The 13,112-nt window shown below is 38.5% G+C and carries 8 protein-coding genes, 1 tRNA gene, 1 pseudogene and 1 other annotated feature; of the genes and pseudogenes, 8 read left to right on the top strand and 2 right to left on the bottom strand.

All coding sequences use genetic code 11. The annotated features are described in order from the left end of the window. Nucleotides 1-12: 12 nt before the first annotated feature. The 6 genes from AB3217_RS10250 (at nt 13) to AB3217_RS10225 (ending at nt 8,118) form a co-directional block, all read left to right on the top strand. The gene (locus AB3217_RS10250) at nt 13-1,455 is read left to right on the top strand and encodes a glycoside hydrolase family 1 protein (RefSeq protein WP_367366087.1); all 1,443 of its coding nucleotides are present in this window, start codon (nt 13-15) and stop codon (nt 1,453-1,455) included. A 309-nt stretch (nt 1,456-1,764) separates the two neighbouring features. Next, nucleotides 1,765-1,837: transfer RNA gene (locus AB3217_RS10245), tRNA-Thr, on the top strand. Nucleotides 1,838-2,162: 325 nt separating this feature from the next. Next, nucleotides 2,163-2,396: a binding site (T-box leader), on the top strand. A 34-nt stretch (nt 2,397-2,430) separates the two neighbouring features. After that, a complete protein-coding gene (locus tag AB3217_RS10240) occupies nt 2,431-4,077 on the top strand; it encodes a peptide ABC transporter substrate-binding protein (RefSeq protein ID WP_057784067.1) in 1,647 nt (548 codons plus the stop codon). Between the two features lie 3 nt (nt 4,078-4,080). Beyond that, nucleotides 4,081-5,358 carry a peptidase T gene (gene pepT, locus AB3217_RS10235; RefSeq protein WP_068805026.1) on the top strand — a complete coding sequence of 426 codons (1,278 nt, stop codon included), beginning with the start codon at nt 4,081-4,083 and terminating at the stop codon, nt 5,356-5,358. A gap of 156 nt (nt 5,359-5,514) precedes the next feature. Beyond that, a complete protein-coding gene (locus AB3217_RS10230) occupies nt 5,515-7,338 on the top strand; it encodes a glycosyl hydrolase 53 family protein (protein ID WP_260274266.1) in 1,824 nt (607 codons plus the stop codon). A 132-nt stretch (nt 7,339-7,470) separates the two neighbouring features. Then, nucleotides 7,471-8,118 carry an FMN-dependent NADH-azoreductase gene (locus AB3217_RS10225; protein WP_057784073.1) on the top strand — a complete coding sequence of 216 codons (648 nt, stop codon included), beginning with the start codon at nt 7,471-7,473 and terminating at the stop codon, nt 8,116-8,118. 64 nt (nt 8,119-8,182) lie between these two features. Here the strand turns inward: AB3217_RS10225 and AB3217_RS10220 are convergent, their stop codons facing one another. After that, on the bottom strand, nt 8,183-9,895 hold the full coding sequence (locus tag AB3217_RS10220) for an aryl-sulfate sulfotransferase (RefSeq protein WP_260266690.1): 1,713 nt from the start codon (nt 9,893-9,895) through the stop codon (nt 8,183-8,185). A gap of 303 nt (nt 9,896-10,198) precedes the next feature. Between AB3217_RS10220 and efp the strand changes: the two genes are divergently transcribed. After that, on the top strand, nt 10,199-10,777 hold the full coding sequence (gene efp, locus AB3217_RS10215) for an elongation factor P (RefSeq protein WP_057784076.1): 579 nt from the start codon (nt 10,199-10,201) through the stop codon (nt 10,775-10,777). A gap of 98 nt (nt 10,778-10,875) precedes the next feature. After that, nucleotides 10,876-11,415 (top strand): annotated as a pseudogene (locus AB3217_RS10210) (ROK family protein); the annotation flags it as partial. Between the two features lie 250 nt (nt 11,416-11,665). Here the strand turns inward: AB3217_RS10210 and AB3217_RS10205 are convergent. Then, nucleotides 11,666-13,042: an ISLre2 family transposase gene (locus AB3217_RS10205; protein WP_367366086.1), complete on the bottom strand. Its 1,377-nt coding sequence runs from the start codon at nt 13,040-13,042 to the stop codon at nt 11,666-11,668. Nucleotides 13,043-13,112: the final 70 nt, after the last annotated feature.

The raw sequence follows: 13,112 nt of genomic DNA, 5'->3' as shown, positions 1-13,112 counted from the left end.
AGGAAATGGACTATGAGTAGTTTTCCGAAAAACTTTATGTGGGGTGGCGCGACAGCCGCTAACCAGTTAGAAGGCGCTTATCAAGCAGGCGGCAAGGGTTTATCAATTGCCGATGCTTTGCCTGGTGGACCCGACCGTTTTAAATTGGTTAATGCTCCTGATTTTGATTGGACAATTGATGAAAGTCAGCATACTTATCCAAATCATGACGGGATTGATCATTACCACCGTTTCAAAGAAGATATCGCGCTATTTGCAGAAATGGGCTTCAAATGTTACCGATTCTCAATTGCTTGGACGCGTATCTTTCCAAATGGTGATGAAAAACAGCCAAATGAAGCTGGACTGAAATTTTATGATCAAGTAATTGAGACTTGTCAGAAATACGATATTGAGCCGGTTATTACGATTTCGCATTATGAAATGCCTTTAAACCTTGTGAAAAAATATGGTGGTTGGAAAAATCGTCAGTTAATTACCTTTTACGAACGGTTTGCGCGGACAATGCTGGCTCGCTACTATAAGCAAGTTAAATACTGGATGACGTTTAACGAAATCAACAGTGCCTTTAATTTCCCTGTCATGGGCCAAGGATTAGTTGCCTCTAATGGTGCCGATGATAAGCAGAATATCTATCAGGCTTGGCATAATCAGTTTGTGGCAGGTGCAAAAGCCGTCAAAATCGGTCATGACTTGGATCCTGATCTAAAAGTCGGTTGTATGGTTCTTTATGCCACAACTTATTCCTATGATGCAAATCCAGTTAATCAATTAGCTACACTAGAACAAAATCAAGCCTTCAATCATTTCTGTGGCGATGTTCAAGTACGTGGAGAATATCCAGCCTATACGGAAAAACTGATGAACAAGTTTGGTTTCAGTTTTTCCGATCTGGAAATTGGTGATGAAGATTTAGCAACTTTAAAGGACAATCCAGTTGACTATATTGGGTTCAGTTATTACATGTCCACCACGGTTGATGTGGCTGATAAGAATCGTGAACAGGCTTCCGGGAACTTAATTGGGGGCGTGAAAAATCCGTTCTTAAAGACAAGTGACTGGGGCTGGCAAGTAGATCCAATCGGTTTACGAATTGCTTTGAACGAACTATATAACCGTTATCGCAAGCCATTGTTTGTTGTGGAAAACGGTTTGGGTGCGGTTGATAAACCAGATGACCAGTTCCATGTACAAGATGATTACCGAATTGATTATTTGCGTGAACACATCAAAGCAATGGCTGGCGCGATTACAGATGGTGTGGATCTCATGGGATATACGCCATGGGGATGCATTGATCTAGTTAGTGCTTCAACTGGTCAGATGTCTAAACGCTATGGATTTATTTACGTTGATTTAGATGATCAGGGAAACGGGACATTGAACCGCTACAAAAAGGCTTCTTTTGATTGGTATAGAGAGGTTATCAAGAGCAACGGTGAAAATTTAGGCTAAAGGTAGTCAAAATTGAATAATAAAGGCCTTCTAAATATAAAGCAATTTATTTTTGGAGGGTTTTTAATTTTTCACCTTTCTGTATTGATAAAAGCTAGGAATATTCATTTTTAATCAGGCACTATCTCAAATGTTGTGTGACGCATCTAAAACACTAAAGATAGGTGCTAACTATCCACTGGTTTATACAATAATTTTAGAGATTTGTAGCAAATTATGTAGTTTTCAAAATAAAACTGTTTGAATTTTCTACATAATTCGGTATACTAGTTAAGGAGTCTTTTTGATTCTTTCACGAATATATCGTTTGCTTGTTTAGCTCAGTTGGTAGAGCATCGCTCTAGTAAAGCGGAGGTCGCTGGTTCAAGTCCAGTAACAAGCATCGTTGAACACTCACACACATGTGGGTGTTTTTTTGTGTTTTCGTTAAGACAAACAGTTTTTGTGAGATTAGTGATTTGAATGGATCTTAATCATTAAATTAAAATCTAATTATAAAAACGAGCGTTTTGTGACTGATAGATCATATTTGTAGCTTTTGAACAAAAAAGTAAATTATGGTTCTGAATATTCAAGTCTATATTCAATAGGATTTGCATACCTAATTATTTTGGGTGATCTAGATAAAATTAGAAGACAATCATAATTTTCTCATTGACAGCATAGAAAACGGTGGTATGATTAAAAACGTATTAAATCGAAACAAACGAGATACCGTGATAAGAAGAGTAGCACAATTAGTATGTTTATAGAGACCGCGAGTTGGTGAAAGCGTGGATCAGAAGGTTGTGTGAAGATGAACTTGGAGTAAATTAACAGTGGAAGCTATTAATTCGTGATGAGGCCCGTTAATGCCTCAAACTTTTGGTAACAGAAGTTATTGAGGTGGAATATGCGAGTATTTCACAAATTAAGGTGGTAACACGAAAATCGTCCTTCAGAAATGAGGGACGATTTTTTTATATTCTAGAGGGGATGGTTGTTATGAATCGAAAAATAAAATCGGTTGTAGTAGTTTTAGGGTTGTTAATTTTAAGTGGTTGTGGAAGTCAAGCAACGGCAGGAAGCAACACCAAACTGGCTAAAAATCAGGTGTTGAATTGGACAGAAAGTTCAGAGCTGGCAACGGCAGACTTATCACAGGCGACGGACACTTTAAGTTTCAATACGTTAATGAATACTCAAGAGGGACTTTATCGTTTAAACAGTAAAGGAACACCTAAGGGAGCGCTAGCGGCAAAGACTAAGGTTACAAATGGCGGTAAAACTTACACATTTACATTACGTAAAGGCGCAAAATGGTCTAATGGAGATGCTGTAACGGCTCAAGATTTTGTTTATTCTTGGCGGCGAACAGTTAATCCTAAGACAGCCTCTCAAGATGCATTTTATTTCTACCAAGTTAAAAATGCAGAAGCCATCAATAATGGCAAAAAATCGGTTAAGACACTCGGAATTCAGGCAACAGGTAAATATAAATTGACAGTGTCACTGACAAAACCAGTTTCATATTTTAAAAAGCTTTTAGCTTGGCCGTTATTCTATCCTTTGAATCAAACGATAGTTAATAAATACGGTAAGAAGTTTGGAACTCAGGCAAAGTACACGGTTTCTGACGGTCCTTTCAAGTTGGCTAACTGGAATGGACAAAGTAAGAAGTGGACGTTGGTTAAGAACAATAAATATTGGGATAAAAAAGCAGTTCATTTAACTAAGATCAATGAGCTTGTTACGGAAAGTACCACGACGAGTTACAACTTATTTAATGCTAAACAAACAGATGAAACATTGCTTAGTGGTCAACAAGTAAAAAATAATAAAAACAATGCAGATTTTGTGAAACGTTTGCCAACTGCAACGGCACGCTTGGAGTTAAATCAAAACAAGGTAAAGGCCTTCAAGAATGTTAACGTTCGCCGCGCATTCTCACTTGCAATTAATCGTAAGCAACTGACAAATGACGTTTTACAAGATGGCTCAGAGCCTCTTAAGGGATTTGTACCATCTGGAATGGGAAATAACCCCAAAACTGGTGAATCATTTGATAAAGAAGCATATGTAAAATCAGCAGTTAGTTCTGATTTAGCAAAAGCAAAACAGTTATTGAAGAAGGGCTACCAACAAACTGGTGTAAAGAATATCAAAGTAACTTTACTAACTTCAGACACAGATAGCAGTAAACAAACTGCCGAATTCCTTCAAACTGAATTAGATCGGTTACCAAATGTGAAGGTGTCAATTTCAACGATTCCGTTTGTCCAACTCATCTCTAAACAGAATGAGAAAAACTATGAAGCGACGATTCAGACCTGGCAATCAGTTTTTGCCGATCCAATTAATTTCTTGGATGTTTATGAATCTGGTTCGAGCTACAACACTTCGGGATACAAAAACAAAACGTTTGATAAGTTATTGGACGAATCAGAAAACGACTATGGCAACCAGCCAGAGAAAAGGTGGGCTAAATTGGTCGCGGCTGAAAAGTTATTGATGAGCGATCAAGGCACGATTCCGCTGTATCAAGTTGCTAAGTCTCAGCTGCTACGTTCAAACGTTAAAAGCGTTGTTTATAATCCTGCCGGCGTTCCTTATGACTGGAAAACAACATATATCACAAAATAAGGGATGAAAGAAATGAGTGAAATCAATCAAGATTATATTGAAAAGTTATTCGTAAAATATGCAAAAGTAAATACCAGATCAGATGATCGCAGCCAAACGGTTCCCACAACGCCGGGACAAGTCGCGCTAGCTAAACTGGTCACAGCTGATTTGAAGAAATTGGGCGTAGCAAAAGTTAAATTTGATGAAACCAATGGCTATGTGACGGGGACTTTGCCAAGTAATTCCGACAAACCAATCAGTGCGTTGGGCTTCATTGCCCATTTGGATACCGCCGATTTTTCAGCGGACCATGTAAAGCCACAGGTGCACCCCAATTACGATGGCCAGGATATCGTGTTAAATGAAGCTAAACAAATTGTATTGAAAGCTAGTGAATTTCCCAACTTGAAAAAGTTTGTGGGTCAGCGTTTGATCACTTCAGACGGGACAACTTTATTGGGCGCCGATGATAAAGCCGGCGTTGCGGCGCTATTCGGCGCACTAGACTATTTCATTCAAAATCCAACTGTAGCGCACGGACCAATTCGGGTTGCGTTTGGACCAGATGAAGAAATCGGGCGGGGTGCTAAACAGTTTGATGCCAAAGGCTTTGGAACTGATTTTGCGTATACACTAGACAATGGTCAGCCGGGTCAATTTGAATATGAAACTTTTAATGCCTCTGAAGCCAAAATTGAGGTCGAAGGGACCGCCGTTCATCCGGGAGATGCCTATGGACTGATGGTGAATGCCGTGACAATTGCAAATGAGATTGTGAGTGCATTGCCTAAAGATGAGGTTCCGGAAAAGAGTCGGGATCACGATGGTTTTATCTTAGTTAATCATTTTGAAGGGGCAGTGGCGCATGCCAGCCTGAATTTAATTTTGCGTGATTTTGATACGCCTCGCTTTCATCAAAAAGAAGCTTTGCTTAAACGCATCGTAGCCAAAATTAATGACCGTTTTGTGGAGCCGCGAGTCACTTTAGAGTTGACTGAACAGTATCAAAATATTGGCGATGAAATTCGAAAAAATCCCTACATTGTTAATTTAGCTTTGGATGCTTATCGCCGAATCGGATTAACACCGGATATTCAGCCGTTTCGTGGTGGAACTGATGGTAATGCCATCACTGCAAAAGGGATTCCAACACCAAATTTATTTAATGGCGGGGATAATTTTCATGGTCCTTACGAATTTGTTACCACAGAAGCAATGGGAGTCGTCGCTGAAACAATCGTTGCAATTGCACGGGAACATGTCCGTCAGTTTGGACACCATGACGTAAAACCACTTTAAGTTAATAATTTTTGAAATAGCTATTCATTGGGAATGGCTATTTTTATTGTTCAGATGATTAAAACTTACCTTGACGATCTTTTAAGAAAAACTTAAAATAAAACAGTAACTAAAAGCTTATAAAGTTTCAAAAATATTATCTGGGGAGATAATCATATGAGAAAATGGCGTAAACTTTTTGCCCAGGCACTGATTGCTAGTGCTGGGATTTTAGTGGCGTTAAGTGGCGCAACAACTTCGGTTTTTGCGAATGCTGACGGTACGACAAATGTTAAAAATGACAAGGTAACTGTCAATCCAGCTCACGGGGTGACAACGAACTCTATTCAAGGAGTTGACATCTCGAGTTTACAAGCTGAACTGAATGCCGGCGTTAAGTTCTATGGTTACAATGGTAAGAAACAAGATATTCTTCAGACTTTGGAAGACTCAGGTGTAAACTATGTCCGTCTTCGAATCTGGAACGATCCATATGATAGTAAAGGTCATACATATGGTGGTGGGGATGCAACTTTAGCTAATGAAGTAAAAACAGCTAAAGATGCAACGGCTCATCATATGAAGGTTCTAATTGATCTACAGTATTCTGACTTTTGGGCAGATCCAGCAAAACAAGCACTTCCAAAAGCTTGGAAAAACTACACGTTTGCTCAAAAGAAGACGGCAGTTTACAACTATACTAAAAAAGTTGTGACAACCATGAAAAAGGCCGGTGTAGACATCGGTATGGTGCAGGTTGGTAACGAAACAACTAAAGGTATGATGCAAGAATCAGATCCTGCTAAATACATGCAGTACATTGCTGAAGGGGTTAATGCCGTTCATAAGTATGCACCAGGTGCTTTGGCAGCTGTTCATTATGAGTCTCCTTCTGAGTCTTCCTTTGCCAAAATCGCCGCTGAATTAAAAGCTAATAAGGTTAATTATGATGTCATGGGCGCAACTTACTATCCACATTGGAATGGTCCTGATAGCAAATTAATTGGCGCTGAAAAGGTTATTACTAAGACATATAAGAAAAAATTTGCCGTTATGGAAATGAGCTATCCATACACAACAGATGATATGGATGGACAAAATAATATTGTGGGTGACATTACAAACCCACCATTCCCAATCTCAGTTCAAGGGCAATCTGACGCGATTAGTGACGTTTGGAAGACAGTGATGCAAAATGGTTACGGCAAGGCTTTGGGTGCGTTTTATTGGGAACCAGCCTGGATTCCTGTCAAAGCTGGTTGGGATAATTACCAATACAACCGAGATATCAGTGTGAAATATGGCACTGGTTGGGCAACTCAATACGCTGCTAAATATTACGGTGATGCTGGTTATAGTGATCAAGAGGAAAATGTTAATTCGTACTGGGGAGCTTCCTCATATGATAATCAAGCTCTGTTTGATCCTCATGGCTATCCATTACAGTCTTTGTTAACCTTCAAGAAAATGATTACGAACTATGTTTCTGGGAGTGCTAAAAAGCCCGTAGATCGATACAAAGTTGCTAAAAAGGCCTATGCTTACACTTTTAATGGTACAAGCGACAATTTTACTTTCAAAAAAGCTTTCGCCCTTAGTTCTTTGAAAGGCTATTATAAGATTAATAAGGCTGAGTATGTAATTAAAAGAAATGGAAAAACGTATTTGTACTATCACATTACTTCAGGCAAAAAGTCTGGTTGGATCTGGCATTCCTATCTTAAGAAATGTCCAAATAAGATCACTAAAACTGTCAAAGTAAGTTACAAGCATCGCTATGTTGTTAAGAATAAAAAAGGCAGTGTTTATGGTTTCCAAGGTAGTTCAAACGATTTTCAATATGTAACTCTTCATTATTTGAAGAATTATCCTAAGACTCACTTTACTGTGACACGTAAGACTTATGTCAAAAAATACAATGGCAAGACATACTTGTACTACTATGTTCATTCCGGAAACGGAAAAGTTCATGGTTATGTATGGAATGGCTATTTAAAGTAAATTAGATTCGATAACTTCTTTGATCGCTAACAACGATTAGAGAAGTTATTTTTGGTTTAAAAACTACTTTCGACTAGGATTAATATAAATTGTGGTATTGTATAAACGTAATAAATAAATGGAGATGATGAAATGAGTACCGTTTTAGTTATTAAGGCTCATCCTGCAACCGAAGATGTTTCTAATTCTTTGGTCATCGGAGATCATTTTGTTGAAACTTATCGGCAAGCACACCCCGAAGATCAGATTATTGGGCATGATTTATATGCTGAAGGCGTGCCGGAAATTAACAGCAGCAATTTAGACAGCTGGAAGAAACTCACCAATGGTGTTACTTATCAGGAGCTTTCAGAAAACGAGCAGATCTTATTAAGCCGTCAACAACAGCTTCAAGAACAATTCATTCAAGCTGATAAATACGTCTTTATTAGTCCAATGTATAATCTGTTTTTGCCGAATCGTTTAAAAATGTATTTGGATCTGGTCATTGTTTCTACCAAAACATGGGTGGAAGGTGCGCATGGCCCAGAAGGAACCTTGCATGATAAAAAAGCTATTCATATCCAATCCTCAGGTGGAACATATCATCATTCGGATAATGCCTTTATGGCAACTCTCGATATGGGGGATGCTTACCTAAAAGCGTTACTTGGCCAAGTAGGTGTCAAGGATTATCAAGGTATTTATTGTGAAGGTAATTCACATCGAGACCCTGATGATATGGCAGCCAATCGAGAAACAATTGCTAAAGAAGCCGAAAAGGTTGCCAAAGAGTTTTAAATAGAAAAAATGCTGATCAAAAGTTGACCAGCATTTTTATTTTCTTAAATTTTAAAGATACGTGTCAGTTAATTTTCTTTAGGGAGAAACCAAAATGTTTTGGATAAAGAGACATTCGTTGTGCACGATAACTCCAATCGCCACTACTAAAGCCAGTTCGATTGACGTCAAACACAATCTGTTTAGTTTTACGGTTGATTTCTACAAATTCACTTCTTGTGCCGCTATCCGCATAGCCAAAGTTGATAAGACTATTTCCTTTACCAATTGCGTAGTTACTGCCGACAATATTGGTGAAATCCGATGTGCCACGTGACTTTCCGTAACCCCAAACTTTTGTCACTGTCTTTTTAAGTTGATTGATTTTTACGATGTTGGCGGCTGAGTAATCTTCCGAAATGCTTTGGTTACCTCGGGTTACCACCACGTTGTTATTGTAAAATTCCAATTCTACCTGATTTCCCTTATTTTTCTTGGTGTGAATCAGCATAATTGCATGTTGACCGGCGTTGAAATTGTAGTTTTTAGTAGTTGGTTTCAACAAATATTTTTGATAGGATTTGGGTAATTTTTGATTAGCCGCCAAAATCCATTTTAGTTTTGTAGATTTATAATTAATGGCAAAAATCATATCTTGATTCCGGCCAGATACAAGTAAATTGCCAGTCTTTTTATCATAGTACATGGAATTTTGATGGAACCAGTCAGTTTTACCATCTGAGCGGGTAGTACCAGAGTATTTCGTATAGGCACTCTGAGGCAAAATTCGTTTTAAATCTATCACTTTTTTTATTTTTCCTGTTTGGCGGTCGATCTCGATCATAGTATCTTCAACGTAATTTGCGGAGCCATCATCCACAGTTAATAACAAGTTGTGGTTGGGTAACTCAATGGCGTCATGATGAATAACTGTATTAGTTGCTAATTTTTTATGATCCGAGTGGGTCGGAAACAGGCCACTAAAATTATACTGGCGATAAACACGTCCATAAAAATCAGTTTCTTGTAGGGCGTTATATTTTGGAGTTGTTTCGCTAATTTTTGTGAGAATTAACAAATGACCATTGCTCAATTGTTTAAATACATGTGAGATCGATTTTGTGCTGTACCACCGGACTTTTCCTTGAGCATCAAGTCCATAAGTTATGCCTTGGCTACTTACAGCAAATGTTAATTTTGTATTTCCAGATCCCAGGACCATTTTTGAGGGCTTACTTGTTTTGACAGCGTTTGTTCCAATATCTGTAGGTAAGGATCCAGTTTTCATGACGTAAACACGGGAAAACTTGTGGCCACTTTTAGTTTCAAAGGTTAGTTTAACCCGATTTGTGCGGTCGGCATATAAGCCTAAGACGCCAACGCTATGAGCATTAGTATAAGATTTATACCGCTTTTTAATGGTGGTTTTACTGCTGTCCCCTTGAACAGATACACTGACACGAGTCGCTGCTTTGGTTTTGACTAATATTAAGCCAGTTAAAGGGCTGGTCTTGTACGGATTTACGATGACTTTTGCTTTACCGATACCAGTGTTTAAGTTTGCAAGCCGTTTTCGATAGGTTTGGCTTAAGTGATTGGTTGTTTTAGTGTTTTTGGTCGATAGTGTGGGCTGCAGATTCAGTTTGATTTGCGCGGTACTTAAAATATGCTTACTGTGATGAATTTGATCCACTAAAAAGAATGTACGGATGTTCGCTCGCTCATAATAGGCCAATCCACCGGCCAGAAAAACTAGAAGTAGACAGCCAATCGCAATTTTTTGCCACTTACGCCTCATAACAAGATCCTCTAATCGTTTTGTTTTGATAATTTAAGAATAGCTTTAATTTAACGTATTTTAGGCAGAAAAATCGAATGTTTAGGAAATTTTATTAAATAATCTGGAGGAAAGTTCAGCAAACATCGCTATCAGATGTGCTTATCTCATTATGAGAAACTTTGTTTTGGTAATTTTAGTGTTAAACTAGATATAGATACTAAAACGAAGGGAAGTCGGCTATATGAGTCCTGGACCTGGAGCGCGATCATTAAATGAGGTTAATCGAAATTAAATTTTAAGTAACGTACAAGGAGAAAATACATGATTGAAGCAATAAATCTTAAAGCAGGAATGACATTTGAACAAAACGGTAAGTTAATTAAAGTATTGGCTTCGGAGCATCATAAGCCAGGAAAAGGTAACACTGTGATGCGAATGAAGTTATATGACCTCCGTTCAGGTTCTACTGTTGAAAAAACAATGCGTCCTGAAGAAAAGGTTGAACAAGCAATCGTTGATACAAAGGATGCTCAATATCTTTATACTCAAGGCGATGTAGCTGTATTCATGGATATGGAGACATACGAACAGTACGAAATTCCAACAGCTACGATCCAAAATGAAATGAAATTTATGTTGGAAAACATGAACGTTAAGATTGATTACTTCAATTCTGAAGTAATTGGTATTACTTTACCAAACACAGTTCAATTAAAGGTTGCAGAAACAGAACCTTCAATTAAAGGCGCGACTGTTGCTGGTTCTGGTAAATCAGCTACCATGGAAACTGGGTTAGTTGTTACTGTGCCAGATTTCATTAAAGAAGGGGAAGTTCTTGATATCAACACACAAAAGGGAACTTACCAAAGTCGTGCTTCAAAGTATAACGATGAAAACTAAAAAGTGTTAAAAGGATGATTTCGATGAGAAATCATCCTTTTTTTATCGTATAATAAATACGTATGCGATTTCAAAATAAAAGATAGAAGTGATTTGAGTTGAGTAACATTGGATTGATTGATATTGGCGGAACAACAATTAAGTTTGCAGTATGGGATGGTCAGGACTTGGCAGGACATACTTCTCGAAAGACACCAGCCACTTTGGCCGAATTTTACGATGTTTTGACAGAAGAAGTTTTGAAAATGAAAAACCAGTTTCATATTGAAGGGGTCGGAATTAGTTCCCCCGGTGCAGTGAATAAGAAGACTGGTGTTATTGAAGGCGCAAGCGCGCTACCATACATTCATAACTTTAAAATTCAACCGGAGTTAGAAAAACGATTTGGACTGAACATTAGTATGGAAAACGATGCAAATTGTGCGGCTTTAGCTGAATTAGCGGATGGTGCTGGACAGGGGGCAGACAGCTTACTGTTTTTGGTGATTGGAACAGGTGTTGGCGGTTCAGTCATTATTAATCACAAAATTTGGCATGGCGCGCATTTATTTGGTGGTGAATTTGGGTTTACTTTATCGGATGATACTTATACTTTGAGTGAGTTGGGCACTTCGGTTCGAGTAGCTAAAAGATATAATAAAAAAACAGGTTTGTATGTGTCAAGTTTTAGTAGGTAGTGTCTCTAATTAGATTTTATTTATGTTTTTAACTACTTTTTGTTTCGTTCCGGCGTTGATGCGGGGCCGTGTGGGTCGCTTACGAGCTAACTTCTTGCCCTTCAGGCCAAAAGTGGATCTCTCCAGTCTCCCATGTCTCTAAGCGATAAATCGCTAAGTGACATCGACACACTCTTTCACCAACGCCTCCGCTCCACCTGTTATTCAAATCCTATGAAATAGCCTTCACCAAATTACCCATAGCACTGCTAGTTGCTGCGTCTAATGAAATACTGCCGTGCCTAATTCCTTGATGTTGCGTAAAAGGCTGTTTAAGAAAATAACTAGCGGCCACTTTAACTGGCATGATGCTTATTGGCAAGGTATTGGGCATCTTTATCATTGCTATTTCTAATTGCCCGTTAATTTCACTGGTAATCACCGCAATCATCGCCTTCAATCCAGCTTTACTCCAAGAGCGACCTTGATGTTTTAACCGATAGGTAAAGCGTCGATGATTACTTTCACAGCCACCTAAACACACGGTTTCGGTAGCTAAGCTTCGCTTGTCAGCTGGCTTTAAATAATTCCAGTTACGTTTCAAGTAACTCCGTAAAAGCTGAATTGCTTCCAGACTATCCGCATAATTGGCTTGGAACTCACACGTATCAAGGACAATTTGAACTTGATCATTATCCCAATTATGCACACCCTGAAATAGTTTACTTTGCAGAATTTTAGGCATCTTGCTTAATCGACTACGAATTTTTCGGTTCAAGTGATAACGATCTAAAAAGTGCTCATGTTTTTTGGCCCCAACCGCTAATTCATCAAAGCAGGATGGTTCATAGCCACTCCCATTATCGCTACCGGTAATCATTGTAGTTGCTCGTAAATCATAATTCTGATCGAGATAATCTTGTACTTGATTAAAAACTGCTTGCCGGTTTAATCCCGTAAATACATGTCGGTTTAACGTCTGTCGGCGCTGGCCATTTTGGCTAATACCTTCCGTTAGTTGCAGTCGATGAATAAAGACATTTTTATGGTGTTGCTTAGCCTTTAAGGCCACACAAAAGGCATCGCCTTCCAAATACAGATAAGGAACTCGCCGTTTCTTTTCGATGTTCACTAATGTGGTTTCTTCACGCTGCTTTTCACATTGCGTACCGGCTGCTTGATAAAGTTGACCAACTTTTTGATGACTGATAGAAAGTGGGGTTAAAAGGTTAACAGCCAAAGCTGTTGTCCGTAAAACACTATGTGAAGCTAGCTTGGCAACCTTTTCGACCATTAAGGGTGAAAATCTACTTCGTGGAATTAACTGCAAATAACGATCCAAAGGAAAGACATACTTTTTATCAGCTAGCTTCACTAACCGGCGTTTGAAAGTTACGGCCCCACACATGAAATTCAAAGTTCTTTCGCGTTTACCAACAATTTCTTGGTATTTTGTTTCACCAATTAAAAGATCATCCAACTCTTCTAGTGCTTGACCTAAAGCAGTGGCAATCAACGCTTGACACCGAATCATTAAATCTTGTTCCGCATTAAATAAACTATTACTATCCTTTAAAACTGTCATGATTTCTGTTAAGATTTGAGACATGAAGACCGTTACCTCCTAATTTTTGGCTACCAACCTAATTAGAAGATTAACGGTCTTCTCGTGTTTTGAA

Source organism: Pediococcus parvulus, assembly GCF_964063155.1.
In the GTDB taxonomy this organism is placed as follows: Bacteria; Bacillota; Bacilli; order Lactobacillales; family Lactobacillaceae; genus Pediococcus; species Pediococcus parvulus.
The sequence above is the reverse complement of the archived record's forward strand: the minus strand, read 5'-3'. Positions and strand labels throughout refer to the sequence as shown.